A 24414-nucleotide genomic window follows, 5' to 3' on the forward strand; every position below is an offset into this window, starting at 1 on the left:
CGCGGAGCCCCCAGGCCCCCGTGGGTGGCGGGCGGCGGCCTATCGCCAGGCACATCCGTCTGAAAATTTCAGTCAAATTGGCCTTCAGCGCTTATCCATCAAGCGCTGATAGCTATCAATTGAGGAGCAAACCATGTCCACTCATTCTCGTCCCTTCAAAGTCCTGGGCATCCAACAGGTTGCCATTGGCGGCACCGACAAGCAGCGCATGAAAACCCTGTGGGTGGACATGCTGGGCCTCACGCAGACCGGCACCTTTCAGAGCGAACGCGAGAACGTGGACGAGGACATCCTGGCGATGGGGCAGGGCGCGCACAGGGTGGAGGTGGACATCATGCAGCCGCTCGACATCGACAAGAAGCCCGCCGTGCACACCACGCCGCTGAACCATATCGGGCTGTGGATCGACGACCTGCCCAAAGCCGTGGAATGGCTCACGGCCCAGGGCGTGCGCTTTGCGCCGGGGGGCATCCGCAAGGGCGCCGCCGGATACGACATCACCTTCTTGCACCCGAAGAGCAACGACGAATTTCCGATTGCGGGCGAGGGCGTGCTGATCGAGCTGGTGCAGGCGCCGGAGGACGTGATTGCCGCGCTGGGCTGAGTGGTGGACTAGGTGCGCGGCCCGCACCGGATCATCGGCAGCGCATCAATAGTGCGCCAACGTCGCCCATCCTCGGCCCACTTCGCCGGGGGTTGGCCGCATGATCGCTGCAGATCGCGTGCCGTTGCACGTTGCGCCGCAAGGTCGCCACCAGCCATTCGCTAAAAAGCCGCCAAATGCCCTGAAAACCCCGGCATCTGCACGCAAAAATTTATGGAGTTGCGACCTGTTCATGTCGACCATTTCTTGGCACTTTTTGTGACCACAGGGTGCGCATTCATGCCTTCTTCTCCCGCAGAATCCGCCCCAAGCCGCTGCGCCGACTCCTCGCCGCGCAGGGCACGTCAGCAACGCCTCTGAGCGCCGGGCCCGCCACCGGGCCGTGCAAAGAGTCCTTGAAGAGAACCCAAACCATGTCCATCGCTTTTTCTGCCCCCGCTGCCGCTGCAGCCCCGGCGTCCGCCACTGCAGCGCCCCAAACCGTCCAGATCCATCGCCGCCCCGTGCCGCCGGCGGCACCCGTGGGCCCCTGGTCGGTGGACGCCATCCAGGCCTTGCTCGACAAGCCGCTGATGGACCTGCTGTTCGAAGCGCAGACGGTGCACCGCCAGCACTGGCCTGCGGGCGATGTCGAGCTGGCCACGCTGCTGTCCGTCAAGACCGGTGGCTGCCCCGAAAACTGCGGCTATTGCCCGCAGGCGGCCGAGTTTGACACCGGCGTGAAGGCCGAAAAGCTCATGGAGGTGGACGAAGTGGTGCGCGCCGCGCAGGCCGCCAAGGACGCCGGCGCCACCCGCTTCTGCATGGGCGCCGCCTGGCGCGCGCCCAAGGACCGCGACATTGAAAAAGTGAGCGCCCTGATCGGCGCGGTGAAGGGCCTGGGCCTGCAGACCTGCGCCACGCTGGGCATGCTCGAGTCGCACCAGGCACAGGCGCTGAAGGAAGCCGGGCTCGACTACTACAACCACAACCTCGACACCGCCCCCGAGTACTACACCGACGTGGTCAGCACCCGCCAGTACCAGGACCGGCTCGACACCTTGCAGCACGTGCGCAGCGCCGGCATCAGCGTGTGCTGCGGCGGCATCGTGGGCATGGGCGAGGCGCCGGTGCACCGTGCGGGCCTGATTGCCCAGTTGGCCAACCTGCAGCCCTACCCGGAGTCGGTGCCCATCAACAGCCTGGTGCGCGTGCCCGGGACGCCGCTGGCAGACAGCGACCCCATCGACCCGTTCGACTTTGTGCGCGTGATCGCCGTGGCGCGCATCACCATGCCCAAGGCACGCGTGCGTCTCTCGGCAGGCCGCCAGCAACTGGGCGAGGCCGTGCAGGCGCTGTGCTTCATGGCGGGTGCCAATTCCATCTTCTACGGCGACAAGCTGCTGGTGACGGGCAACCCCGATGTGGATGCCGACGTGCAACTGCTGACGAAGCTGGGGCTGAACGGCCACCGCACCACGACCACCGGCGCCACCGAGCCCGGGCACCAACAGGCCCACGGGCACGCCTGACCAAGGCGAGAGAACGAGAGAGCTGGCGAGAGCCCCTCCGCGCGGCATCGTCGGTCGCAGCCGTGACGAAGATGACGGGCGTGCTCTCGCAGGCATGGTGCTCGTGCATCCTGCGAGCCACACCGAAGGTATCCAATCCCGGCGTCATCATGTCGAGCGCGCGCTCCAGCCAGCGCGACCGAGGTGTGCGGTATGAACGAAGTCGGTCAGGCGGGTGCGATGCGCAGGCCGATTTCGATGCTCTCGGAGGGCAGGTCGGCCGCGATGCGCGCTGCCTGCGCCTGCACTGCTGGGGCACCGTCCGCAAAGCGCTCGGCAATCGCGCGAAACTCTTCGGACAGCACCAGAAACGCGTCCACCATGTCGGGGTCGAAGTGGCTGCCGCGCCCGTCGCGGATGATCTCGACGGCCACTTCGTGCGAGAACGCCGGCTTGTAGACGCGCTCGGAGATGAGGGCGTCGTACACGTCGGCCACCGCCATCAGCCGCGCCGACAGCGGAATGGTGTTGCCCATCAGGCCTTCGGGGTAGCCCGAGCCGTCCCACTTTTCCTGGTGGCTGTAGGTGATCTCCTTGGCATAGCGGAAGAACGGGTTGTCCTGCATGCCCTCGGCCTCGGCCGCCACGATCGCGTCGCGCCCCAGCGTGGTGTGGGTCTTCATGATCTCGAACTCCTGAGGCGTCAGCTTGCCGGGCTTGAGCAGGATGCGGTCCGGAATGCCCACCTTGCCGATGTCGTGCAGCGGGGCCGACTTGAAGATGGTCTCGATGGCCTCGTCCGTCAGCTCTTCCTTGAACCGCGGGTGTTTCTGCAGCCTGCGGGCCAGGGCTTCCACATAGTGCTGCGTGCGGCGGATGTGGTTGCCCGTTTCGTTGTCGCGCGTCTCGGCCAGCGAGGCCATGGCACGGATCGTGGCGTCCTGCAGCTCCGCAAGCGCCCGGGTGCGGCTGGCCACCTCCTGCTCCAGCAGCCGGTTGTGGTGGGCCAGGTAGTCACGCGCGCGCTTGAGCTGCAGGTGGTTGCGCACGCGCGCCATCAGAATGGCCGGGTTGACAGGCTTGGTGATGTAGTCGACCGCCCCCAGCTCCAGGCCGACGCTCTCGTCATCGGCAGCGCTCATGGCGGTAAGGAAGATTACCGGAATGTCTTCGGTGTCGGGGTTGAACTGCAGGCGGCGCAGTACCTCGTAGCCATCCATGTCCGGCATCATGATGTCCAGCAGGATCAGGTCGGGCTTGCTCTCGCCAGCCACGATCTGCAGTGCCCGCTCGCCGCTCGGGGCCAGCTTGACTTTGTAGTCGGTGCGCAGGAGATCACTCATCAGCGACAGGTTGTCGGGCGTGTCGTCCACCACCAGCACGGTGCATTTGCCTTGGGGTTCCAGGGGGCTATTCATGGTTGCTTACCTCCGCAGGTTGTGAATGGTGGGCCGGGGCCGCGCGCAGCAGCGCGAGGGCCTGCACAAAGTCGTAGCCGTCCAGCGCGCGCCTGATGGCGGTGTGCGCTGCCGCTCCCAGCGTGGCCTTCAGCAGCGGGGCGGATTCCTTGAACAGTTCGATCGCGTCCGAGTCGTCATCGGCAAGCAGGGCGTCGAGGCGGCTCACCAGTGTCTTCGCCGCAACGGCATCGGGCTGCGCGCCGGTCGCTGCCGGGTGGGTGGCGGTGTCGTGGGCGTCCTCGACCTCGTTCTCCGGCGGCAAGGCCTGCTGCAATGCGGCCACCAGCGGCTGGCAGGCCTCGTGCACAGACTGCAGAAGGGGGTCTAGTGCAGCGTGAGGGGCCTGCTGCACCAGCGCCTGTTCTGCCGCCTGGGCGCGCTGGGCCAGCCCGGCTGCGCCAATGGTGGCAGCCGTGCCCTTGAGGGTGTGCATGGCGCGCTGGGCGTCTTCCTGGCGGCCCTCTGCCAGCGCTTGCCGCGCGTTGTGCACCGCCTGGGCCTGCCCGGCGACGAACTTGCGCAGCAGGTTTTCGTAGGCCGCCCGCTTGCCCAGCACGCGACGCAGGCCCGATGGCACGTCAAGCCCTTCGATGCCCTGCAGGGCCTGTTCCAGCGTTGCACCGGCGCGGCCCGCTGTGGCGGGCGAGATGGGCGAACCAGCACCGCGCGCTTCTTTGTCGTCCGAACCTGCAGCAACGTCCTGCGGCGTAGCTGCACGGGCAGCGCCGGGCGCAATCCACTGCAACAGGGCGGCAAACAGCTCGTCCGGGTCGATGGGTTTTGCAAGGTGCCCGTTCATGCCGGCCTGCAGGCAGCGGTCGCGGTCCGCGGTCATGGCGTTGGCTGTCATGGCCAGCACGGGCAGCTTGGCCCACGCGGGGTTCAGCCGCAGGTGGCGGGTGGCCGTGAGGCCGTCCATCACCGGCATCTGCATGTCCATCAGCACCAGGTCGTATGCCCGGGCCGCCAGCATGTCGAGCGCCACCTGTCCGTTGTCTGCCACGTCCACCACCACGCCTGCTGCAGCCAACAGTTCGGCCCCCACCTGCTGGTTCAGGTCGTTGTCGTCCACCAGCAGCACACGCGCACCGCGCAGGGCCGACATGTCCCGCGCGCCGCGTGCGGGCCGCGCCGGTAGGCTGGCGGCGGTGACCGCCGTTCTGCCCAGGGCACGCACGGCAGCGTCAAACAGCTGCGAGGGGCTGACGGGCTTGGTCAGCATCAGCGCGATGCCGGCCTGCGCCAATGCTTCGTGAACATCGTCCCGGCCATGGGCCGTGACCAGAATCGGCCGCGGTGGGTGGGGCAGGGCGCCGAGATGGCGGTGGGTTTCCAGCCCGTCCATGCCCGGCATCTTCCAGTCCAGAAAGGCGATCTCGAAGGGTTTGCCCGCTGCGTCTGCCCCCGCGCGCGACCGCCAGCGCCTCTTCGCCCGAGGCGGCGCATTCCACGCGAAAACTCATGCTGGCCAGCAGGTCGGCCATGATCTGGCGCGCCTGCTCGCTGTCGTCCACCACCAGCACGCGCCGACCGCGCAGGTCGGGCTCCGGCAAGAGCGGCCGCTGCTGCGCCACGCCCAGGCCCAGCCGTGCGGTGAACCAGAAAACACTGCCCTGGCCCAGGACGCTGTGCACGCCCACGTCGCCGCCCATCAGGCCCGCCAGGTTTTTCGATATGGCCAACCCCAGGCCCGTGCCGCCGTATTTTCGCGTGGTGGAGGCGTCAGCCTGCTCGAACGAGCGGAACAGGCGTGCCTGCTGCTCCGGCGAAAGCCCGATGCCTGTGTCCTGCACCTCGAAGCGCAGCAGAATGCCCCGATCGTCCCGCTCCACCTCCTGCACCCGCACCACGATTTCGCCCTGGTCCGTGAACTTGACGGCGTTGTTGGCGTAGTTGACGAGGATCTGGCCGAGCCGCAGGGGGTCGCCCCGCAGGTCGTCGGGCAGGGCGGGGTCCACGTCGAACATCAGCTCCAGGCCCTTGCTGCCGCACTTCTGGCCGATCAGGTTGGCCACGTTGTCGAGCACGCTGCGCAGACCGAAATCCACCACCTCCACGGTCAGCTTGCCCGCTTCGATCTTGCTGAAATCCAGGATGTCGTTGATGAGACCCAGAAGGTGCTGGCCGGAGCGCTGGATTTTTTCGACGTAGTCGCGCTGGCGGGGCGTGAGGTCGGTGCCCAGCGCAAGGTGGCTCATGCCGATCACGGCGTTCATCGGGGTTCGGATCTCGTGGCTCATGTTGGCCAGAAAGTCGGACTTCATCTGCGAGGCGTCTTCGGCCCGGGCACGGGCAATCTCCAACTCTTCCTCGTGCTGGCGCAGGGCGACGTTCAGCTCCTGCAGCTCTGCGGTGCGTTCGGCCACGCGCGCTTCCAGCGCTTCTTCATTGCGCTGCAATGCCTGCACCAGTTTGGCTTGCGCCGCCATGGCTACCGATTTCGCCTTTTCGCGTTTCACAAACTGGCGCGCCATCGCAAAGGCGAGCAAAAAGGTAAGCACCGCCTGAAATGCCGTGAGCGCGGTGGTGAGCAGGGTCTGGTGCTTCACTTCTGCGTTGCGCGTGTCGCCCAGCAAGGCCGAAACGCGCGATGCGTTCAAAGACAGCTCCTGCACTGGCTCGCGCAGTGCGTTGAGCTCGTTGCGCAGCAAGGCCATGTTCTGGCGGCGCGTGGGCGCATCCACACTGCGGCCGAACAGAAGGTCGCCCTTGGCCACGAAAGTCTGCAGCGAAGCCAGCGCCTTGCCGTAGATGGGCTCCTCCACCATCAGGGTGCGCGCGCTGCCACTCTCCAGCGCACTGAAACGGCTCAGAAAGAGGTCGTAGCGCAATTCGAGCCGTTCATACGGCAGGCTTTCAGGATCGAGGACGTATTGATGCAGGGCGTGGTCGAATTTTTCGTACTCCACGTTGAGCTGCAAAAACGACCACAACGCGTTCACGTCGCCACGCCGCATCACCGCTTCCACGCTGCGGTACTGGTGGTATTGCACCGTGGCAATGGCCACGTAGGCCACCACCAGGCCCGTGATGAGCACCCGCAGGATGTATTTGCTGGGCAACATGCTGATGCGGTGCTGGTGCGGCGGCAGGAATAGCGCCTGCCTGCCTACTGGATGCGCAACAGGTGCAGCTGCCAGGCTGCCCGGTTGTAGTACAGCTCGCTGCGCAGTTCGGCCTTGGTGTCGAACGGAAAAACAATGAACAGCGGGCCTTTTTCACGCACCGGCATGGGCTTGTTGTTCATCAGCCGAGCGACGATGACGTCGTGCCGGGTGGCATCGTCCACCGGGATCTCGGTCTTGTAGTCGTTGAGCGCCACGGCCGTGATCTTGCTGCCCTTGGCGCCGGCAGCTGCTAGCACATCCCGCAGCAGCGGGCCCGTGAACGTCACGGCATGGGGGTACCAGGGCGTTTTGGTGGAAAAGCTTTGCTGGGGCAGTTGCTCCAGCATCTTCATGTCGAACACCGCCTTGCCCGCTTGGTTGGGGTGGCCGATGCTGCCCTCCACCGTCAGGATGACCGGGCCCTCTGGCTTGTCGAGCGCCAGCGCGTGGGGGCCAAGTACGCCCAGACACGACAGCACTGCAAGCGCAAGGGCGACTGCCCTGGCCGACAACAACGTGGCGACAGTGAACATGACGACCCCCCTCGCTTGTATTGGGCACATATTTGGGCGTTGCGCCGCAAAAGGTAAACAGATTTATAACCCGGGCGAGGTAGGAATGTGCCAGTGCTTTGGTGCACTGCGCAACAGCATTCACTTTTTTTTACGATTCATGCCTGCGTAAGTGGGCTGTGGCAGGGCGCCGCGCAGGGGGAGGGCGCATGGGAATTTGAACGTCAGACGGCAAGCGTCAAAGGGTGTTGAGCGGCACCTTCAGATAGCGCACACCGTTGTCCTCCGGCGGCGGCATGGCGCCCGCCCGGATGTTGACCTGCACGGCCGGAAGTATGAGCACCGGCATGTCAAGCCCGGCGTCCCGCCGCGTGCGAAGCTCCACAAACGCCTCTTCGCTCACGCCATCGCGCACATGGATGTTGCGCTCGCGCTGGTCGGCCACCGTGCACATCCAGGTTGGCGTACGGCCATCCGGAGGGTAGTCGTGGCACATGAACAGCCGCGTCTCGGGCGGCAGCGCGAGAAGCCGGCGCACCGACTGGTACAGCGTATGCGCGCTGCCCCCGGGGAAGTCGCAGCGCGCAGTTCCCACATCGGGCATGAACAAGGTGTCTCCCACGAACACGGCGTCTCCCACCTGGTAGGCCATGCAGGCAGGCGTGTGGCCGGGAACGGCCAGCGCCCGAGCCTTCAACTGGCCAATGTCGAACACGTCGTTGTCGTGCAGCAGATGGTCGAACTGGCTGCCATCCGGGTGGAAGCCGGGCTCCAGATGAAAGACCTTGTTGAACACTTTCTGCACCTGGGTGATGGAGGCCCCAATGGCGATTTTTCCGCCCAGCTTGCCCCGAAGGTAGTGCGCAGCCGACAGATGGTCGGCATGCGCATGGGTCTCCAGAATCCATTGCACGGTCAGCGCTTGGCGTTGCACGAACGCCACGATCCTGTCGGCAGACTGCGGTCGCGTGCGGCCCGACTTCGGGTCGTAATCCAGCACCGAGTCGACCACGGCGCAGTGGCCGCCAGGCTGATCGAACACCACATAGCTCACCGTACCGGTGGCGTCATCGAAGAAGGCTTCTATCTGAGGTTGCATTGGCGGGCTCCGGTTTCAATCTCCATCCAAATAGTTTATTGACTAATAGTTTGTTGGTCAATAGAATATTGACATTGAATTTGATAAGGAGCGCACCGCATGCTTGCAGAGACACCCTTGGACCTTGACGCCTTGCGCAAGTCCGCCGACAACGCGTGCCGCTTGATGAAAGTGTTGTCCAACCCTGACCGCCTGCTGCTGCTGTGCCAGTTGACCCAGGGTGAAAAGCGGGTGGGCGAACTGGAAGAGCTGGTCGGCATCTCTCAGCCCACCTTGTCGCAACAACTGGGCGTCTTGCGCGAAGAGGGCCTCGTCAATACCCGCCGCGAGGGCAAGAACATCTATTACGAGATCGCAAGCCCCCAGGCCATGGCGGTGATGAACGTGTTGTTTGAACAGTTCTGCGGCCCGGCATCGGAGAGCCCATCATGCTGATCGACTGGACCCATTTCACCCCCTGGACGGCCCTCGCGGGCGGCATCTTGCTGGGCCTCGCGTCGGCACTGTTTGTGCTGCTCAGCGGGCGGATCCTCGGCATCAGCGGCATCGTGGGCGGGCTGCTGCGCCCACGCGCTGGAGACGTGGGCTGGCGTCTCGCTTTTGTGCTGGGCTTGCTGGTGGCGCCGGGCCTGTACTGGCTGGTGGCCGGCCCCACGCAGCCGCGCATTGATGCGACCTGGGGCATGGTGGTACTTGCGGGCTTGTTGGTGGGCATCGGCACCCGCTACGGATCGGGCTGCACCAGTGGTCATGGCGTGTGCGGACTTTCGCGTTTGTCGCCCCGGTCCCTGGTTGCAACGCTCGCCTTCATGGGCGCCGGGTTTGTCACCGTCTTCCTCATCCGGCATGTGCTGGCCTGACCACCCACCATGCATTTCAGGAGAACGAACACCATGAAAAATCGCATCGCAGAATTTGCGGTCGGCCTGATCTTCGGACTGGGCCTCATCGTTTCAGGCATGACCGACCCCGGCAAGGTACTGGGGTTTCTGGACCTGGCCGGCTTGTGGGACCCATCGCTCGCCTTGGTGATGGGCGGCGCCATTGCGGTGGGCGTGTTGGCGTTCGCCGTCGCCAAGAAGCGCACCACCGCATTCCTGGGTGGCGCCATGCAGCTCCCCGCGTCGCGCGACATTGACCGCCGCCTGGTGGTCGGGAGCCTCATCTTCGGGGTGGGCTGGGGCATTGCAGGCTTTTGCCCGGGGCCCGCCATCGTTTCGGCAGGCGCAGGGCAGCCCAAAGCCATCGTCTTTGTGATTGCCATGCTGATGGGCATGTGGCTGTTTGAACTGGCAGAACGCATGTCGCAGCGCACTCCGTCGCCCCACACCGGAGGCCAGTGATATGTCGCTTCAAATCATTGCCCTCAGCCCCGACTTCGCGGTGTCGCCGCAACTGGCCACCATGGACTTTGCGTCTTTGGCGGAGCAGGGGTTCAAGACCATCATCAACAACCGACCCGACGGGGAGGGCGGTGGTGCACAACCCACCAGCCCGGACATGGAGCACGCCGCCAAATTGGCCGGTCTGCACTACGTTTATCTGCCCGTGGTAAGCGGCGCCATCACGCCTGACCAGGTGCTGGCGATGCAAAAAACTCTGATGGCGGCCCCCAAGCCCATCTTGGCGTTTTGTCGTTCGGGTGCGCGATCTGCACAGTTGTTTGGCCTGGTGCAGAACCTGGATGCCGACGCGTCCTGAGCATCCGCGAACCATCATGAACTTCGTTCCCGACTGGGTCCGTCACTACCAGAAATCCTGGCTTGGCGGAGACACCGTCGCCGGCGTGATCGTCACGGTGATGCTGATCCCGCAGAGCCTGGCCTATGCGCTCCTGGCGGGCTTGCCACCCGAGGTGGGGCTGTATGCCAGCATCCTGCCCCTCATTGCCTATGCCATGCTGGGTTCCAGCATGACGCTGGCGGTGGGGCCGGTGGCTGTGGCATCGCTCATGACGGCGAGCGCCTTGCAGCCGCTGGCGACGCCCGGATCGCCCGACTACGTAGCGTTGGCCACGCTGCTGTCCTTGCTCTCAGGGGGCATGTTGCTGCTGTTTGGCGCCCTGCGGCTGGGATTTCTGTCCCATTTGCTGAGCCATCCTGTGATCAGCGGCTTTATCTCGGGTTCGGCCGTGCTGATCGCTGCGGGACAAGTCAAGCACCTGCTGGGTGTGAATGCCGGCGGCACCAATGTCTTTGACACCGTGGCGCAACTGGCGCAGGCGGCGCCACGAACCAATCCAGTCACGCTGGGCATCGGAGCGGGCTGCCTCCTTTTTCTGTTGCTGGCGCGCAAGTCCATGGCGCCTTGGCTGGTCCGCCTGGGCGCAAGCCCGCGACGGGCTGACATGGCGTCCAAGCTTGCGCCGATGTTGGCGGTGCTGGTGTCCACGGCAGGGGTGGCAACGATGCGCTGGGACGTCACGGCAGGGGTGAGCATCGTCGGTGCGGTGCCAGAGGGATTGCCGCAGATCGCGTGGCCGACGGTTTCGATGGCGTCTTTGGGTTCTTTGCTGCTGCCCGCCTTGCTGATCTCGCTGGTGGGTTTTGTGGAAAGCGTGTCGGTGGCGCAATCCCTGGCACTCAAGCGGCAGCAGCGCATTCAGCCCAACCGGGAGCTGCTGGGCCTGGGCGCTGCCAACATTGCCAGCGGCCTGTCGGGTGGTTTTCCCGTGACCGGCGGTTTTGCGCGGTCGGTTGTCAACTTTGCGGCGGGCGCCAACACCCCGCTGGCAGGTGTCATTTCTGCGGTGCTGATGGGCGTGGTGATCGCAGCGCTGACCGGCCTGTTTCACTATTTGCCCCACGCCGTGCTGGCGGCCACCATCATCGTGGCCGTGGTGTCGCTGATCGATGTGGAGGCGTTGCGCGAGGCGTGGCGATACGACAAGGCTGACGCCGTGGCCCTGCTGGCCACCGCCGGGGGTGTGGTCGCTGTGGGCGTGGAAGCCGGCATCCTGATGGGGGTGGCGTTGTCTTTGGGCACCCTGGTGTGGCGCAGCAGCCATCCACACATCGCGGTGGTCGGGCGCGTGCCCGGCACAGAGCACTTTCGCAACGTGTCCCGCCACACGGTTACGACAGAGCCCGGCCTCATAGCCGTGCGGGTGGATGAAAGCCTGTATTTCGCCAACTCGGAGGTTTTGCTGGACCGCGTTGAAGGGCTGGTGGCCGCCGAGCCGCATACGCGCCACGTGCTTCTGGTGTGCTCAGCCGTCAACCAGATCGACACGACCGCGTTGGCCGTGCTCACGAATCTGGAGCGAAGCCTGGCGCACCGTGGCATGGCGCTGCTGCTGGCCGAAGTGAAAGGACCGGTCCTCGATCGATTGAGCGAGACAGCCCTCGGCCATCGGCTGGAAGGACGGATTTTTTTGAGTACCCATGCTGCCTTCGAATACGCAAGGCAGGCCAGCGACATGCCTGGGCGTTACGACGATCCTGCGGCGACGATCTAGTTTGTGACAGACAGGCGCAGACGTTCTTGAAGCGGGGGTCATGTGAACAACCCCGCAAACCATTCACCGCAAAGTGGCTGAATAATTTTACATAATATACATCGTATCAACTCAATACACCGTGTCCGTGGCGCTCCATAGCCAGCCCGCCCCAATGCACCCGCTACCATCCACCCCCATGATCCACACCCCCAACCCAACGCCATCGTCCCCGTCTTCCCCCATCCATTTCGGCCACCAGGGGCGCGTATGCGTCGTGACGGGCGGTGCGCAAGGCATTGGCGAGGCGTGTGTGCGCCGGTTTGCGGCCGATGGTGCCAGGCCGGTCATCGTGGATGTGGATGACGTGCGCGGGCAGGCGCTGGCGCACGAGCTGGGTGCGATGTATGTGCACTGCGACGTGGGCGACAAGGCGCAGGTGGATGCGCTGGTGGCCCAGGTGCTGGCAGCGCACGGGCGCATCGACGTGCTGGTGAACAACGCGGGCATCTTTCGCGCGGCGGATTTTCTGGACGTGTCCGAGGCAGATTTCGATGCCGTGCTGCGGGTCAACCTGAAAGGTTCGTTCCTGGTTGGCCAGGCCGTGGCACGTGCCATGGCGTCTTCCGGCGGCGGCGCCATCGTCAACATGAGCTCGGTCAACGGCGTGCTGGCCATTCCCAGCATCGCCAGCTACAACGTGAGCAAGGGCGGCGTGAACCAGCTCACCCGGGTAATGGCGCTGGCACTGGCCGACCAAAATATCCGCGTGAACGCGGTGGCCCCGGGCACGATAGCGACCGAACTCGCCGCCAAGGCCGTGCTGACGAGCGACGAGGCCCGCGCCAAGATCATGAGCCGCACGCCGATGAAGCGGCTGGGCGAGCCGTCCGAGATCGCCGACGTGGTGGCCTGGCTGGCCAGCGATGCGGCCAGCTACGTGACCGGTGAAATCGTGACCGTGGACGGCGGACGCATGACGCTGAACTACACCGTTCCGGTGTGAGCATCCGGCATTTGCTATAAATTTAATAGCTGTAAGCGCTTATACATAAAGCGCTGACGGCCATTTTGATTCAAACTTTGGGGCCCGAAAGACGCAACAGCAGGCTTGCCGTGCTGCGCGGCCACCCTACCCGCCCGAACCAAGCCCCCCCTGCGATGGCCCAGGCATTGACGAAGCCGTAGAGCACCAGCGCCGCCGCCTGCGCGGCAAACACGGCCGCGATGCCGCCGCCCGCTCGCAGGGCAAGCCAGCCGCCCGCCACGGCCACGCACAGCCGCGCCAGGTTGCCCACCACCGGCCACGCCAGGCGCCCTGCCCCTTGCGAGGCGAAGTACAGCACCAGCCCCAGGCCGAAGAAGCCGTACACCGGCCCAACGGTGCGCAGATATGTGGCGCCGGCCTCCAACATGGCCGGATCGGTGTCGAACAGCGACAGCCATGCGTGCGGGAAGAGCGCGGCCCACAGCCCAATGGCTTCGGCCATCGCAAACGCCATGGCGGCGCCCACCCAGGTGGCGCGCAGGGCGCGCTCGTGCTGGCCCGCGCCCATGCAGGTGCCCACCATGGCAAGCAGTGGCGCGCCCAGGCCAAACACCAGCGGCACCAGCAGATATTCCAGGCGCGATGCCGTGCCGTAGCCGGCAATGGCCGCCGTGCCAAAGCCGCCCACCAGCGCGGTGGTCACGCCGATGGCCAGGTTGGTGGCAAGCGTGGACACCGTGCCCACCAGGCCCACGCGCAGGATGTCCCAGAACAAGGCCCAGCGAAACCGGATGTGGGCCAGCGACGGCCGCAGCAGGCTGCGCGGCGACCACAGATAGGCGGCCAGCGCCACGCTGCCGAGCAGGTAGTACGCCATCAGCGCGATGGCACCGCCCGCAATGCCCAGCCCGGGCACCGGCCCCCAGCCAAAGATCAAGAGCGGCGACAGGGGCACCAGCACCAGGGCGCCCAGCACCGTGACCCAGGCGGGCACCGCCATGTTGCCAGTGCCGCGAATCACGGCCGACAGGGTGTTGAACAGCCAGACCACCCATGCGCCTGCAAACACCCAGTTGGAATAGACCAGCGCCGCCTCCAGCGCGCCGCCGGTACCGCCCATGCGGCTGTAGAGCCACCGCCCTCCTCCCAGCGCCGCCACGGTGAACACCAGCGAAAACACGGCCGAGATCACCAGCGCGTGCAGCACGAGGGCGTCGGCGTCGCCGCGCCGGCGCGCGCCCAGGGCCCGGGCGATGGCGGATGCGATGCCGCCGCCCATGGCGCCGGCGGACGTCATCTGCATGAGCATGACCGCCGGAAACACCAGCGCCATGCCCGCCAGCGCGTCGGTGCCCAGCTTGCCCACGAAGTAGGTCTCGATCAGCCCCACACCGGCCTGCGCCAGCATGACGAGCACGTTGGGCCACGCCAGCCGAAGCAAAGTGGGTGCAATGGGCGCCTCCAGCAGCATGCGGGTGCGCGGGTTGACCGCCTCGGCGGGCGCTGCCGCCGGGGCGCCGTCTGCGGCTGTGCCGGCCACAGATGAGAGGGCCTGCGTGGTCATTCGCCCGCCAGGGGCGTGGCCCCCGGTGCACCCGGCCTGCGCGGCACGACGATGCGCACGGTGGACACCTGCAGCACATCGCCGTGCTGGTTGCGTGTTTCGCTGCGCACCGTGACCATGCCCCGGTCGGGCTTGGAGCGGGAGGGCTGGACCTGCACGACCTCGCTCACCACATGCAGCACGTCGGTGGCGCGGGTGGGACGGGGCCAGCTCAGCTCGCCCCCCGCGCCGATGATGCCGCCGGCCACCGGCAGGCCGCTGGTCACCTGCAGCCGCATGGTGACGGCCGCCGTGTGCCAGCCACTGGCGGCCAGGCCGCCGAACAGCGTGGCGCGGGCGGCGGCATCGTCCAGATGAAAAGGCTGCGGGTCGAACTGGGCCGCGAAGGCGGTGATCTGCGCTTCGTCCATGGCGTGCTCGCCGCTGCGGAACTGGTCGCCCACGGCCAGGTCGTCCAGGTACAGCGGGGAAGTGCTTGCTGGTGAGTTCACGGCGTGCATCTTTCTTGAATGAACGTTTGAGTCGATGGGGTCAGGCGGCAACCGCAGGCCGTGGCAAGGGCGACTCGCGGATGGGCAGGTGCACCAGCGCGGCGCCCAGCGCCAGCACGATGTCGATGTACCAGACCCAGTCGTAGCTGCCCGTGGCCTGGAACACGCTGCCGCCCAGATACGCCCCCAAAAACCCGCCTACCTGGTGCGACAGCATGACGATGCCGAACAGCATGGCCATGTTGGCGGTGCCGAACATCTTGGCCACCAGGCCGGCCGTGGGCGGCACGGTGGACAAGAACGTGATGCCCATCACGGCGGCAAACACCAGCACCACGGCCGGCGTCTTGGGCGCCAGCAGAAACACCAGCACCGCCAGACCGCGCGTCGCATACAACAGCGACAGCAGCGACTTCATGCGCCATCGCCCCACCGCCCAGCCCATGGCCAGGCTGCCCACGATGTTGAACAGGCCGATCACCGCCAGCGCCCAGCCACCCACTTCCGGCGCCAGCCCACAGGCCGCGATCACGCCCGGCAGGTGCGTGGCCAAGAAGGCCACGTGAAAGCCGCACACCAGAAAGCCCAGCGCCAGATACCGATAGCCCGGCGTAGCCAGCGCCTGCGCAATGGCCTCGCGCGCCGTCAGCGCCTTCTGGCCTGTGGCAGCCGCCGCCTGGGCCGCGAGTGCGTTGGAATTGCCCTTGAGCACCCAGGCCGCAGGCAGCGCCAGCAGCACCAGCACCCCCAGCCACTGCATCGCATTGGCCCAGCCCACGGAGGCAATCAGCGCCACGGCAATCGGCGCCATGATGAACTGGCCGAATGAGCCGCCCGCATTGACCACGCCGCTGGCCAGCCCGCGCCGCGACGGCGGCACCAGCCGCGCCGTGGCCGCCATCAGCACCGAGGGGCCGGCCATGCCCGCGCCGCCTGCGGCCAGCACGCCGATGGCGAAGATCAGCCCCGCCGTGCTCGTCATGTAAGGCGTGATGAACGTGCCCAGCGCCACCAGCACCGCGCCCGCCAGAATGACGCGGCCGGTGCCGATGCGGTCGGCCACCGCGCCCGCAAACGGCTGCGTGAGGCCCCACCACAGCTGGCCAAAGGCAAACGCCAGGCTGATGCTGCCCAGCCCCAGGCCCGTGGACGTGTTGAGCGACGACAAGAACAACCCCATGGTCTGCCGTGTGCCCATGGTCAGTGCAAAGGCTCCTGCGGCCGCCAGCAGCACCAGCCACAAGGCCATGCGAGCGCCGGGCGCAGTCAGCGGGCCGCTGCGGGTGTCGTCATTCGCCATGGTCCACCTCCGCAGGCAAGGCCGCCAGCAGGGCCAGCGAATCGTCTACCAGCGCATGCAGCGCCGCCACGCGCTCCACGCCCAGGGTTTCGTTCAGCGCCAGCTGCGCCGCCTTCCAGTGGCGCTGCGCCTCGGCGCGCTTGCTGCGGCCGGCGTCGGTGATGTGCACCAGCCGGCTGCGCGCGTCGGCCCCCGCCTCCAGCGTCACCCAGCCCGCATCCACCAGCGGGCGCAGGTTGCGGGTGAGCGTGGACGCATCCATCTTCATCGCCTCGGCCAGATCGCCCGGCCGGATCGGCCCCAACCGCAGCACATGCGACAGCAGCGAATACTGCGTGGTCTTGAGCCCGCACTGCGCCATTTCGGTGTCGTAGTGGCTGGCCACGCGGCGCATCAGCTGGCGCAGCTTGAAATTGGTGCAGCCCTGCGGCAACAGCGTTGCGGGGGATGCCGCGGGTACGGCCGGAGCGGCGTCTGCAGCCGCTATGTCGGCGGGTGCGTCGGCAGGCGCCTCAGGGGGTGCATGGAAGGATTTGCTGGCTTGCATGGATTTGATTGTATCTGCAATAATTGCATATGCAAGTCATCAATCGCGAACCCCGGCAACGCTGAACACATTCCAACACCCCCCACCGCACCCCATGACCCAACACAACCACCTTGAACACTGGCTCGCGCAGGAGCGCGACATCCTCGCCACACTGGAGGCAGGCCCCGGCCCGGGCGTAGCCCGGCGCGAACAGATTGCGCACCTCACCGGCCTGCAGCAGATGCAGGCCATGCTGCGCGGCGAGCTGCCCTATGCCGCCATTGCCAAGACACTCGATTTCCTGATCGTGGAGGTGGGCGACGGCACTGCCATCTTCCAGGGCACGCCAAGGGCCGAGCACCTCAACCCCATGGGCACCGTGCACGGCGGCTGGTTTGCCACGCTGCTGGATTCGGCGCTGGGCTGCGCGGTGCACACGCGCATGGAGCCGGGGCGCGGCTATACCACGGCAGAGCTGGGCATCAACCTGGTCAAGGCCATCACGCCCAAAGTGCCCCGCGTGCGGGCCGAGGGCCGTGTGATCCACAGCGGCCGCCAGCTGGCCACCGCCGAAGCGCGCCTGGTGGGGCCGGACGGCACGCTGTATGCCCACGCCACCACCACCTGCCTGGTCTTCGACTTGCCTGCACAATCGCGCGGATGAAATTCCTCCACACGATGCTGCGCGTTGGCAACCTTCAACGCTCGATTGACTTCTACACCCAGGTGCTGGGCATGCAGCTGCTGCGCCAGTCCGAGAACCCTGAGTACAAGTATTCGCTGGCGTTTTTAGGTTTTGACGGCGGCAACCCCGGCCAGGCAGAGATCGAGCTGACCTACAACTGGGGCGTGGAAAGCTACGAGATGGGCACGGCCTATGGCCACATCGCCCTGGGTGTGCCCGACGTGTACGCCGCGTGCGAGAAGATCAAGGCCAGCGGCGGCAACGTGACGCGCGAGGCCGGCCCGGTGAAGGGCGGCACCACGGTGATCGCCTTCGTGACCGACCCCGACGGTTACAAGATCGAGCTGATTCAGCGCGCCCAGGGCGCAGGCGGTCAGGGCCTGCGTTGAAGTGCAATTCAATATTGATAGCACTCAGCGCTTGATGGATAAGCGCTGAGGGGCATTTTTATTCAGACAACCCGGCCTGGCCGGGTTTTTTCATGCCCGGCGTGCCGCCGCCGCTACCCGCTTTCAACGGTAGAGTGGCCCCATGACGAATCTCCCAGCGCCGCTGCGCGACCCGGCGCCCATGCTCGAACGCGCCCTGGCCGAATGGGGCGGCCATCAGGACCTGTGGGTGTTTGGCTATGGCTCGCTGATCTGGCGGCCGGATTTTGACTACGCCGAGCGCCGCCCCGCCAAGGTCCACGGCTGGCACCGCGCCCTCAAGATGTGGAGCCGCATCAACCGGGGCACGCCGGAATGCCCCGGCCTGGTGTTTGGCATGCTGTCGGGCGGCAGCTGCAGGGGCATGGTGTTCCGGGTGCCGCGCGCGCAGGCCCAGCAGGTGATGATCAACCTCTGGCAGCGCGAGATGGTCACCGCCGTGTACGACCCACGCTGGCTGACCTGCCACACCCCGCAGGGCCCGGTCAGCGCACTGGCGTTCACGCTGTCGCGCAAGAGCCCCAACCACACGGGCGTGCTGCCCGACCATGAATACAGCCGCATCTTCGAGCAGGCCTGCGGCCGGTATGGCACCACGCGGGACTACGCCCAGGCCACCTTTGACGAGCTGCGCCGCCACGGCATCCACGACCGGGCATTGGGCCGCCTGATTGCATTGGCAAAAAAAGAGGTGTAGTTATCGGCGGGCATGGCTACGATGGCGGCACGTTGCACCCGGTGCATGCTTTTGTCCCCCGTTTTCAAGGAGTTCCCAGCCATGACGAACCAACCGTTTTCCGCCTTGCGGATGCTCTCGTGTGCGGTGGCCGCACTGACCCTGGCAGGCTGCGCACACACCCATCTGGAGGGCTACCGCGCCGTGGCCAAGCTGGAGCCCACGCGCGGCAACACCACGCACGGCACCGTCACCTTTGTGCAGCGCGGCGACAGCGTGCGCGTGCATGGCGAGATCCGCGGCCTCAAGCCCAATGCCGAACACGGTTTTCACATCCACGAAAAGGGTGACTGCTCCAGCGGCGACGGCATGAGCACCGGCGGGCACTTCAACCCCACCACCAAACCCCATGGGCACCACGGTGCGGGCGAGCACCACGCGGGCGACCTGCCCAGCCTGAAGGCCGACAAATACGGCGTGGCGGCGTTCAGCTTCCGCACCAGCACGATCAGCGTTCAAGGCCCGGTGACCGACATCATCGGCCGAGGCCTCATCGTGCACCGCGACCCCGACGACTACACCACCCAGCCCACCGGCAACGCCGGTCCGCGCCTGGCCTGCGCCGTCATCGAGAGCCAGCCGGTCAAGCGCATCTGATTGCACACAGAGCCCGGCCTCAGCCTGATCCACCGTGCGCGGCCGAGGCCGCAAGGCGTTGCGCCAGAATTTCCTCCGCCCGTGCCAGGTCCTGCACGGTGTCCACATCGGTCACGGTGCCCACGTCTTCCACACTCACCTGCCGCAGCCTGCCCTGCTGGGCGTACTGGCGGACGATACGGGCCGCGCCCTGTTCTCCCGTCAGCGTCATCAGTTCTGCGCCACACGCCGACGCAAAACCCACAGGGTGCCCGCGTTCGCCCTGGTACACCGGCTGTACCACCGCACCGCCCTCGGCAGCGGCGGCTTGCAGGGCGCAGGCCATGCTGCGCAAGGTGCCCGGCAAGACGAGCGGCAAATCCCCAGGTAGCACCAGCCAACCGTTGGCACCGGCCGTGGCGCGCACGGCGGCCGCAATCGAATCGCCCATGCCCGGGTGTCCAGCGTCCTCCACGTGCCAGGCCAGGCCACTGGCGCGCACGGCGGCCAGCGTGTGCTCCAGCACCGTGGTGCTGCCCAGCGGCGCACACAGCTTGTGGGTTGCGCCCCCCGAGGCTTTAAACCGCTCGCCCCGGCCCGAGGCCAGGACCAGAACAACGGGGCCGGGTGAAGATGAAGCAAGCATGGGTTGGGGGAATGTGCGGCGCGGTCACCGATTCTAGAAATACGAAATACACCCTCGCTGCGCACCGGTCAGGAAGGTGCAACGAACTCAAAACGCCCCGCTGGTCACCGAAAAATCCGCCTGCCCCACCGCCAGCGCATGCAGGGGTAATCTCGGTTTTTGAGCAAAACCTGAAATCACCCGCAAAAAATCAAGTGATATCAATCACTTAGCTCGGCTCACACGCTTGCTCGGAACCTTGAAGTTTTCAAGGGTGTACCCTCGTTCAAGCGCTTCGTTCAGCCATGTTGGCCGACGCCCGCGTCCCGCCCAGGTGTTGCCATTGCCGTCTTGGTAGCCCGCCTGTACCTGTGGCCGTGCAATTGGCGTCTTTGGGTGCTTTGGAGTTGCCAACTTGGGTGCTTGATGGGACTGATCAAACAGATCGGATGGAATCAGCTCGTATTGAGCAATAACCTTCTTCAACAGAGGAATGATCTCCTCCGCTCCGTTGGCTTGGCTCATTGCCTCTTCTAGGCGTTTTTTCATTTGACTCAGCGTCTTTGGCACCGAACACCTCTCTTTGAGCAATTAGGCCGCATGATAGAAGCCTCCGGACGTCCGAAGCGCCCGCCTATCACTGCTGTTCTTCGAAGTAAGTTTGGCTTGTGAAGTTGTCCGCCATTTCGATTCGCAGACGAAAGTCAATGCTCTCCTTTTTTTTCTTCTTGCTCAGGATATGCAGTTTCACAGGCGAGTAATAGCTTGTGCTCGGAGGGACTTCGTATTGCTTCCCATAGATGGTGACCATGGATGCGGGTTCTTTCTGCTGCAGAACTGAAAACTCTCCGTTGCGCACGACCTCCATCAGTGACTTACCCCCATCAGCACACGCGACAGTCATCGTCGGTGAACCGGTGATCTGAGAGCGCTGGTAGGAGAGCTTGCCCTCAACGATATCGCTGACTCGCGCCAGGGCCCGATGATCGTCAGTGGAGATGCTCTCGAAAATATCGATCGGCGCACTTTTCCTGAGGAATCTAAGCACACTTCTGGCTCGTCTTGCGTAGTGAGCAAATGCGAGGGTTTCGTTCATCGCCTCTATATGCTTTGGTATGTGAAACTTCCCCGCTGCAACTTGATTTCCATCGACTTCCAAGACGAACGAAACAGACGCGAATGGATCAAGAATTGCTTCTAGCAGGTTGATAAAGACGTCCAAGTAGGGAGGGTTGGCAGCCTCTTTTCCTTGCCACGCTTTTAAGTTGGTCGTCAGAGTCGATACCGACTGAACATCATTACCATTCGTTGGGGTGAAAGCTAATTCCACGTCCAGAAGACCGCCACATCCAACGCCTGCAAATCGGATTTGCTTGCGCCCAACTGTTAGTTGACCACTAATGGTTTCAAAAATTGCCGGTTCGATCTGGGGCGCAAGTATCTTCAACAGGGCTGGGCGTGCCATCGGCATGATCGTTATCGATGCCAGGTCGGCATCTTTGTGCAGCACATCGAAGAGTTTTGATCCTTCAAACACGACCCCATCGAGTGGCAGCGTCGCTTCACGGCCCTCGTCAATGGACGCCTGAAGGCCCCTGCGCCAGAGATCAGCCGATTCTTGTCCAATCTTGATGGAAAAAGACACGGTCTCTTTCGCGCCCACGGTAATCGTTGTGTTGCCACCCGAGTACGTCGTTGAAACAGTGAACCTCGGATCCACCGCTTCCAATTGATCGACCAAGGCTTTGTGCACATTGCCTATGGCTTCTGGATAGAACCCAGGCGTTCGAGTGCCCATGGCCATCGCGGCCATCCGATAGATGTCCTTTTGATCGGGAAGCCGCTTGCCTTGCTCCATTAGAGCTCTTGCCTCAGCTAGTGATTTCCATGCTTTGAGCGTTTCTGCAGAGTACGAGTCGGGGTCACGGTCGATGATTGTTGAGCAGGTCTGGCATAGCCAGATGATGTTGCCGAAGCCGCGCCGTTCTTCTGCCGTCATGGTCGCGAGGTATCGTGGTCCCCCAGGCGATGCTGCATGGATATGTGCCCCAACGCCCACGTTGGAGAAACCAACTTCACCCACAGGCGCGGAGGTGGTTGCACGGCAATCGGGTTGGGAGCACTGGCCAGCCACTCGCTGGTACGCCTGATTCTTGATCGGTTTCGTGAAGTCGTCGCGTGCCATTGGATTGTCGCTAGGTTGTATGCAGATACTGTGTGGAGCTTTTTCGCCGACTGCCGGCCGGCGTGCAAGAAATCAATGGCCGTCCATCGGTTTTTTCTTGCGAGCGGACCTAGGCGGCGGTTGAAACTGCGCCACCAATGCACGCAAGGTGTCAGCCTCCGCTTTGTGCTGCGCCACTGCCTGCAGTGCCTGCTGTAACTCAACGCCTTGCAGTTGGTTCACGCGGGCGCTCTCGGCCAGCGAAGCCCGTACGCTCTCTAGGTCTGCGGCCAATCGTGTCTGGACTGCATTGGCCTCCAGGACCTTGGTATGGTGATCGCGCTCCACTTCTGCGAGCTTGCCCCGCAGTTGCTCCAGTTGCTTGTCTGCCTGCGTTCGAGCAGTGCGCTCCCGATCAATTTCACGAAGCGCGCGGCGCTCGGCCTCGGCCGCTCGGGAGGCCGCGTCGTCGATGGCCGCACGCCCCTTGTCAAGTTCAGCGCTGAAATGCTGTCGGCTTTTAGACTGCTCCAGCTTCAGTTCATCCACCTGCCGGGACAGCGCCTCACCCCGCGCAGTGCATGCGGCGTGCGCACGCCGCTCTTGTTCAAGCTCAGCAGCAAGGCCCTGAACTCGGATCTCCAGTTCAGCGGCTTTGCTCTGTGCGGTCTGTATTTGGGCCTCCAGGGCAGTGCTTCGCTGCTGAGCCTCCTGCAGCTCTGTCTGGGCACTCTGGGCTTCGGTCCGGGCTTCCACGCGTAGAACAGCCAGTTCCTCGCGTGCCAACTCCGTTGCCTGGGTCCACAGCACGCTGACCGCCTGGCCTGCGGCCTCTTTCAGCGCTTCCGGTAGATCGGGGTGATCGATCTCTACCCGAGCCTTGCCGCGCAGATCTTCCCAGAACTTGGTCAGCGCTTCGGCTGGGGCGCTCATGGAGCCTTTTCGCACGTGCTGATACAACTTGCTCGCGGTGGGCGTGATGCCGTACCGGAAAAACAGCAACGCGCACACCTCGCGGTACAGCGCTTTCGTATCGCTGAAACGCTCCCGCAGGGCTTCAACTTCGGCTTGGATTTCGGATTCTTCGCTCATTCTCAAATAATACAACGTATAACGTATGAATCATTGAATCAATTCCTAATCTCTGGACATAATTACTCTAATGTCCATAGAATTTGGCCCATGAGCAGTTTGATCGTCGCACCGGCCGTTTTGGCGCATCTTGAGCCCTTGGACGGCTTGGTGCTACCCGTTCATCTTTCCGGAGAGCGTGGCCGAAATCGTGCCCAGGGCCTGCCCCAGGTCGCGGCCAATGACGACCGCTCTGCGGTTTTGGCTTGGCTGGCGCGCTACAAGGATTCACCGGCCACGCTGGCCAGCTATCGCAAGGAGGCGGAAAGACTGCTGCTTTGGTGTGTGCACCAGCACGGAAAGGCCCTGTCCGATCTGACCCACGAAGATTTTCTGGCCTACGAGTCCTTTCTGGAAAATCCCCAACCGGTTGATCGATGGGTCATGCAGGTCGCGCAGAAGGCGGCGAGGTCCTCGCCCCACTGGCGTCCGTTCGCCAAGCCGCTGGACCGGCAGAGCCAGCGCCAGGCCCTGTCGATCCTCAACAGCCTCTTCAATTGGCTGGTTCAAGCCGGCTATCTGGCGGGCAATCCCTTAGGATTTATCCGTAAATTAAACTATGTCCCTGAGTCGCCCGTGATGCGACGCAGGAGGTGTAGATGGCTAAGGCGCATGCCAATTCGTGGGAAGTGACGGACGAGTTCTGGAGCCGGGTGGAGCCGCTGGTGCCGCAGCCTGCGCGCGATCCTGACAGGCAGTACAAGCGCGCAGCCGGAGCGGGCCGCCCGACCAAACCGCCACGGCTGGTGTTCGAGGCCATCATGTATGTGCTGCGCACCGGCTGCCAATGGAAGGCATTGCCTGCTGAGCGCTTCGGCAGCGCCAGCGCGATCCATCAGAAGTTCATGCTGTGGTCCAAGGCCGGGTTCTTTGAGAACCTGTGGCGTGCAGGCCTTGCTGAGTACGATGATTTCGAAGGCGTCGCCTGGCGCTGGCAAAGCATTGATGGGGCCATGTTCAAGGCGCCACTGGCGCAAGAGGCTGTGGGGCGCAACCCGACGGATCGGGGGAAAAAAGGGCAGCAAGCGTCACCTGCTGGTGGACGGGCGTGGCGTCCCGTTGTCACTCGTCGTGACCGGGGCCAACGCGCACGACGTGACGCAAATTGAGGCCGTGCTGGCGTCCTGCATGATCAAGCGCCCCACACCCAAGCAGCGACGCAGCAAGCACCTATGCGCTGATGCCGGCTACCGGGGAAAGAACGCCACGAAGATCATCCTGGCCCACGGCTATATCCCGCATGTGGTGGGCCGCAAGAGCGAGGCAGAGCGCAAGAAACGCGATCCGCAGAAGAAGGCGCGCCGCTGGGTGGTGGAGGCATGCCATGGATGGTTCAACAGATTCCGCAAGCTGCTCGTGCGATACGAAAAGCTGGAGCACACCTTTCTCGCTCTCAACCACCTGGCCGCTGCCATCATCGCCTTGCGGAAGATCAGTCTGCCCGTTAATATTATTTACGGATAAATCCTTAATCAGCGTTGCCCTAACT

The 24414-nt window shown here is 64.5% G+C and carries 25 protein-coding genes and 3 pseudogenes; 14 read left to right on the top strand and 14 right to left on the bottom strand.

Translation table 11 applies throughout. From position 1 onward, the window contains the following. Positions 1 to 133: 133 nt before the first annotated feature. Together ACOQFS_RS17405 and bioB are read left to right on the top strand one after the other, a co-directional pair. Positions 134 to 604 (top strand): VOC family protein, encoded by a 471-nt coding sequence (locus tag ACOQFS_RS17405; protein WP_421564086.1) that lies wholly within the window; start codon positions 134 to 136, stop codon positions 602 to 604. Between the two features lie 413 nt (positions 605 to 1017). Continuing rightward, positions 1018 to 2115 carry a biotin synthase BioB gene (gene bioB / locus ACOQFS_RS17410; RefSeq protein ID WP_421564087.1) on the top strand — a complete coding sequence of 366 codons (1098 nt, stop codon included), beginning with the start codon at positions 1018 to 1020 and terminating at the stop codon, positions 2113 to 2115. Positions 2116 to 2321: 206 nt separating this feature from the next. Here the strand turns inward: bioB and ACOQFS_RS17415 are convergent, their stop codons facing one another. The 6 genes and pseudogenes from ACOQFS_RS17415 to ACOQFS_RS17440 form a co-directional block, all read right to left on the bottom strand. Continuing rightward, entirely contained in the window at positions 2322 to 3512 is a 1191-nt protein-coding gene (locus ACOQFS_RS17415) for a response regulator (RefSeq protein WP_421564088.1), read from the bottom strand. Continuing rightward, entirely contained in the window at positions 3505 to 4776 is a 1272-nt protein-coding gene (locus ACOQFS_RS17420) for a response regulator (RefSeq protein ID WP_421564110.1), read from the bottom strand. Before ACOQFS_RS17420 ends, ACOQFS_RS17415 begins: the two co-directional genes overlap by 8 nt. Positions 4777 to 4794: 18 nt before the next feature. Beyond that, positions 4795 to 4908 (bottom strand): annotated as a pseudogene (locus ACOQFS_RS17425) (hypothetical protein); the annotation flags it as partial. Positions 4909 to 5197: 289 nt separating this feature from the next. Next, positions 5198 to 6619 (bottom strand): annotated as a pseudogene (locus tag ACOQFS_RS17430) (histidine kinase dimerization/phospho-acceptor domain-containing protein); the annotation flags it as partial. Positions 6620 to 6663: 44 nt separating this feature from the next. Further along, positions 6664 to 7194 carry a molybdopterin-dependent oxidoreductase gene (locus ACOQFS_RS17435; protein ID WP_421564089.1) on the bottom strand — a complete coding sequence of 177 codons (531 nt, stop codon included), beginning with the start codon at positions 7192 to 7194 and terminating at the stop codon, positions 6664 to 6666. Positions 7195 to 7411: 217 nt separating this feature from the next. Continuing rightward, positions 7412 to 8272: an MBL fold metallo-hydrolase gene (locus ACOQFS_RS17440; RefSeq protein WP_421564090.1), complete on the bottom strand. Its 861-nt coding sequence runs from the start codon at positions 8270 to 8272 to the stop codon at positions 7412 to 7414. A 99-nt stretch (positions 8273 to 8371) separates the two neighbouring features. Here ACOQFS_RS17440 and ACOQFS_RS17445 point away from each other — a divergent pair, with 99 nt between their 5' ends. From ACOQFS_RS17445 to ACOQFS_RS17470, 6 genes are all read left to right on the top strand, one after another. Beyond that, positions 8372 to 8707: an ArsR/SmtB family transcription factor gene (locus ACOQFS_RS17445; RefSeq protein ID WP_421564091.1), complete on the top strand. Its 336-nt coding sequence runs from the start codon at positions 8372 to 8374 to the stop codon at positions 8705 to 8707. Then, positions 8701 to 9132: a YeeE/YedE family protein gene (locus ACOQFS_RS17450; RefSeq protein WP_421564092.1), complete on the top strand. Its 432-nt coding sequence runs from the start codon at positions 8701 to 8703 to the stop codon at positions 9130 to 9132. Before ACOQFS_RS17445 ends, ACOQFS_RS17450 begins: the two co-directional genes overlap by 7 nt. A gap of 33 nt (positions 9133 to 9165) precedes the next feature. Next, a complete protein-coding gene (locus ACOQFS_RS17455) occupies positions 9166 to 9615 on the top strand; it encodes a DUF6691 family protein (protein WP_421564093.1) in 450 nt (149 codons plus the stop codon). A gap of 1 nt (position 9616) precedes the next feature. Further along, positions 9617 to 9973, top strand: a complete 357-nt coding sequence (locus tag ACOQFS_RS17460) for a TIGR01244 family sulfur transferase (RefSeq protein ID WP_421564094.1) — start codon at positions 9617 to 9619, stop codon at positions 9971 to 9973. A gap of 16 nt (positions 9974 to 9989) precedes the next feature. After that, positions 9990 to 11729: a SulP family inorganic anion transporter gene (locus ACOQFS_RS17465; RefSeq protein WP_421564095.1), complete on the top strand. Its 1740-nt coding sequence runs from the start codon at positions 9990 to 9992 to the stop codon at positions 11727 to 11729. 178 nt (positions 11730 to 11907) lie between these two features. Beyond that, entirely contained in the window at positions 11908 to 12714 is an 807-nt protein-coding gene (locus ACOQFS_RS17470; RefSeq protein WP_421564096.1) for an SDR family NAD(P)-dependent oxidoreductase, read from the top strand. A 70-nt stretch (positions 12715 to 12784) separates the two neighbouring features. Here ACOQFS_RS17470 and ACOQFS_RS17475 read toward each other — a convergent pair whose 3' ends face one another. From ACOQFS_RS17475 to ACOQFS_RS17490, 4 genes are all read right to left on the bottom strand, one after another. Beyond that, positions 12785 to 14167, bottom strand: coding sequence for an MATE family efflux transporter (locus tag ACOQFS_RS17475; protein WP_421564111.1), 1383 nt, complete (start codon positions 14165 to 14167; stop codon positions 12785 to 12787). Positions 14168 to 14256: 89 nt separating this feature from the next. After that, positions 14257 to 14751: a MaoC family dehydratase gene (locus tag ACOQFS_RS17480; RefSeq protein WP_421564097.1), complete on the bottom strand. Its 495-nt coding sequence runs from the start codon at positions 14749 to 14751 to the stop codon at positions 14257 to 14259. A 40-nt stretch (positions 14752 to 14791) separates the two neighbouring features. After that, entirely contained in the window at positions 14792 to 16051 is a 1260-nt protein-coding gene (locus ACOQFS_RS17485; RefSeq protein WP_421564098.1) for an MFS transporter, read from the bottom strand. After that, a complete protein-coding gene (locus ACOQFS_RS17490; RefSeq protein ID WP_421564099.1) occupies positions 16041 to 16598 on the bottom strand; it encodes a MarR family winged helix-turn-helix transcriptional regulator in 558 nt (185 codons plus the stop codon). The genes ACOQFS_RS17485 and ACOQFS_RS17490 overlap by 11 nt, the downstream gene beginning before the upstream one ends. A 94-nt stretch (positions 16599 to 16692) precedes the next feature. On the opposite strand from ACOQFS_RS17490, the gene ACOQFS_RS17495 reads away from it, so the two are divergent. From ACOQFS_RS17495 to ACOQFS_RS17510, 4 genes are all read left to right on the top strand, one after another. After that, complete coding sequence (locus ACOQFS_RS17495) at positions 16693 to 17244, top strand: PaaI family thioesterase (RefSeq protein WP_421564100.1); 552 nt, start codon at positions 16693 to 16695, stop codon at positions 17242 to 17244. After that, the gene (gene gloA, locus ACOQFS_RS17500; RefSeq protein ID WP_421564101.1) at positions 17241 to 17654 is read left to right on the top strand and encodes a lactoylglutathione lyase; all 414 of its coding nucleotides are present in this window, start codon (positions 17241 to 17243) and stop codon (positions 17652 to 17654) included. The genes ACOQFS_RS17495 and gloA overlap by 4 nt, the downstream gene beginning before the upstream one ends. A 142-nt stretch (positions 17655 to 17796) precedes the next feature. After that, positions 17797 to 18390, top strand: coding sequence for a gamma-glutamylcyclotransferase (locus ACOQFS_RS17505; RefSeq protein ID WP_421564102.1), 594 nt, complete (start codon positions 17797 to 17799; stop codon positions 18388 to 18390). Positions 18391 to 18471: 81 nt separating this feature from the next. Next, positions 18472 to 19026 (top strand): superoxide dismutase family protein, encoded by a 555-nt coding sequence (locus ACOQFS_RS17510; protein WP_421564103.1) that lies wholly within the window; start codon positions 18472 to 18474, stop codon positions 19024 to 19026. 19 nt (positions 19027 to 19045) lie between these two features. Here ACOQFS_RS17510 and ACOQFS_RS17515 read toward each other — a convergent pair whose 3' ends face one another. The 4 genes from ACOQFS_RS17515 to ACOQFS_RS17530 form a co-directional block, all read right to left on the bottom strand. Continuing rightward, entirely contained in the window at positions 19046 to 19651 is a 606-nt protein-coding gene (locus ACOQFS_RS17515; protein ID WP_421564104.1) for a nucleotidyltransferase family protein, read from the bottom strand. Between the two features lie 204 nt (positions 19652 to 19855). Further along, positions 19856 to 20200 carry an H-NS family nucleoid-associated regulatory protein gene (locus ACOQFS_RS17520; RefSeq protein ID WP_421564105.1) on the bottom strand — a complete coding sequence of 115 codons (345 nt, stop codon included), beginning with the start codon at positions 20198 to 20200 and terminating at the stop codon, positions 19856 to 19858. Between the two features lie 67 nt (positions 20201 to 20267). Next, positions 20268 to 21629, bottom strand: coding sequence for a hypothetical protein (locus ACOQFS_RS17525; protein WP_421564106.1), 1362 nt, complete (start codon positions 21627 to 21629; stop codon positions 20268 to 20270). A 258-nt stretch (positions 21630 to 21887) separates the two neighbouring features. Next, positions 21888 to 22886 (bottom strand): DNA-binding protein, encoded by a 999-nt coding sequence (locus ACOQFS_RS17530; protein WP_421564107.1) that lies wholly within the window; start codon positions 22884 to 22886, stop codon positions 21888 to 21890. A gap of 90 nt (positions 22887 to 22976) precedes the next feature. Here ACOQFS_RS17530 and ACOQFS_RS17535 point away from each other — a divergent pair. After that, positions 22977 to 23477 (top strand): annotated as a pseudogene (locus ACOQFS_RS17535) (integrase); the annotation flags it as partial. A 47-nt stretch (positions 23478 to 23524) separates the two neighbouring features. Next, positions 23525 to 24389, top strand: a protein-coding gene (locus ACOQFS_RS17540; RefSeq protein WP_421564108.1) for an IS5 family transposase whose coding sequence is annotated in 2 segments (ribosomal slippage) — positions 23525 to 23943 and positions 23942 to 24389 — 867 coding nt in all. Because the reading frame shifts where the segments join, the coding sequence is not laid out codon by codon here. The last annotated feature ends 25 nt before the right edge of the window (positions 24390 to 24414 follow it).

Source organism: Paracidovorax sp. MALMAid1276, assembly GCF_049198005.1.
Lineage (GTDB): Bacteria > Pseudomonadota > Gammaproteobacteria > Burkholderiales > Burkholderiaceae_C > Acidovorax.

Bases quoted from the DNA above. Each gene is read 5' to 3' on its own strand.
- ACOQFS_RS17405 (WP_421564086.1), top strand. From the start codon at position 134: ATGTCCACTCATTCTCGTCCCTTCAAAGTCCTGGGCATCCAACAGGTT.
- bioB (WP_421564087.1), top strand. From the start codon at position 1,018: ATGTCCATCGCTTTTTCTGCCCCCGCTGCCGCTGCAGCCCCGGCGTCC.
- ACOQFS_RS17415 (WP_421564088.1), bottom strand. From the start codon at position 3,512: ATGAATAGCCCCCTGGAACCCCAAGGCAAATGCACCGTGCTGGTGGTG.
- ACOQFS_RS17420 (WP_421564110.1), bottom strand. From the start codon at position 4,776: ATGCTGACCAAGCCCGTCAGCCCCTCGCAGCTGTTTGACGCTGCCGTG.
- ACOQFS_RS17435 (WP_421564089.1), bottom strand. From the start codon at position 7,194: ATGTTCACTGTCGCCACGTTGTTGTCGGCCAGGGCAGTCGCCCTTGCG.
- ACOQFS_RS17440 (WP_421564090.1), bottom strand. From the start codon at position 8,272: ATGCAACCTCAGATAGAAGCCTTCTTCGATGACGCCACCGGTACGGTG.
- ACOQFS_RS17445 (WP_421564091.1), top strand. From the start codon at position 8,372: ATGCTTGCAGAGACACCCTTGGACCTTGACGCCTTGCGCAAGTCCGCC.
- ACOQFS_RS17450 (WP_421564092.1), top strand. From the start codon at position 8,701: ATGCTGATCGACTGGACCCATTTCACCCCCTGGACGGCCCTCGCGGGC.
- ACOQFS_RS17455 (WP_421564093.1), top strand. From the start codon at position 9,166: ATGAAAAATCGCATCGCAGAATTTGCGGTCGGCCTGATCTTCGGACTG.
- ACOQFS_RS17460 (WP_421564094.1), top strand. From the start codon at position 9,617: ATGTCGCTTCAAATCATTGCCCTCAGCCCCGACTTCGCGGTGTCGCCG.
- ACOQFS_RS17465 (WP_421564095.1), top strand. From the start codon at position 9,990: ATGAACTTCGTTCCCGACTGGGTCCGTCACTACCAGAAATCCTGGCTT.
- ACOQFS_RS17470 (WP_421564096.1), top strand. From the start codon at position 11,908: ATGATCCACACCCCCAACCCAACGCCATCGTCCCCGTCTTCCCCCATC.
- ACOQFS_RS17475 (WP_421564111.1), bottom strand. From the start codon at position 14,167: ATGCTGCTGGAGGCGCCCATTGCACCCACTTTGCTTCGGCTGGCGTGG.
- ACOQFS_RS17485 (WP_421564098.1), bottom strand. From the start codon at position 16,051: ATGGCGAATGACGACACCCGCAGCGGCCCGCTGACTGCGCCCGGCGCT.
- ACOQFS_RS17490 (WP_421564099.1), bottom strand. From the start codon at position 16,598: ATGCAAGCCAGCAAATCCTTCCATGCACCCCCTGAGGCGCCTGCCGAC.
- ACOQFS_RS17495 (WP_421564100.1), top strand. From the start codon at position 16,693: ATGACCCAACACAACCACCTTGAACACTGGCTCGCGCAGGAGCGCGAC.
- gloA (WP_421564101.1), top strand. From the start codon at position 17,241: ATGAAATTCCTCCACACGATGCTGCGCGTTGGCAACCTTCAACGCTCG.
- ACOQFS_RS17505 (WP_421564102.1), top strand. From the start codon at position 17,797: ATGACGAATCTCCCAGCGCCGCTGCGCGACCCGGCGCCCATGCTCGAA.
- ACOQFS_RS17510 (WP_421564103.1), top strand. From the start codon at position 18,472: ATGACGAACCAACCGTTTTCCGCCTTGCGGATGCTCTCGTGTGCGGTG.
- ACOQFS_RS17515 (WP_421564104.1), bottom strand. From the start codon at position 19,651: ATGCTTGCTTCATCTTCACCCGGCCCCGTTGTTCTGGTCCTGGCCTCG.
- ACOQFS_RS17525 (WP_421564106.1), bottom strand. From the start codon at position 21,629: ATGACGGCAGAAGAACGGCGCGGCTTCGGCAACATCATCTGGCTATGC.
- ACOQFS_RS17530 (WP_421564107.1), bottom strand. From the start codon at position 22,886: ATGAGCGAAGAATCCGAAATCCAAGCCGAAGTTGAAGCCCTGCGGGAG.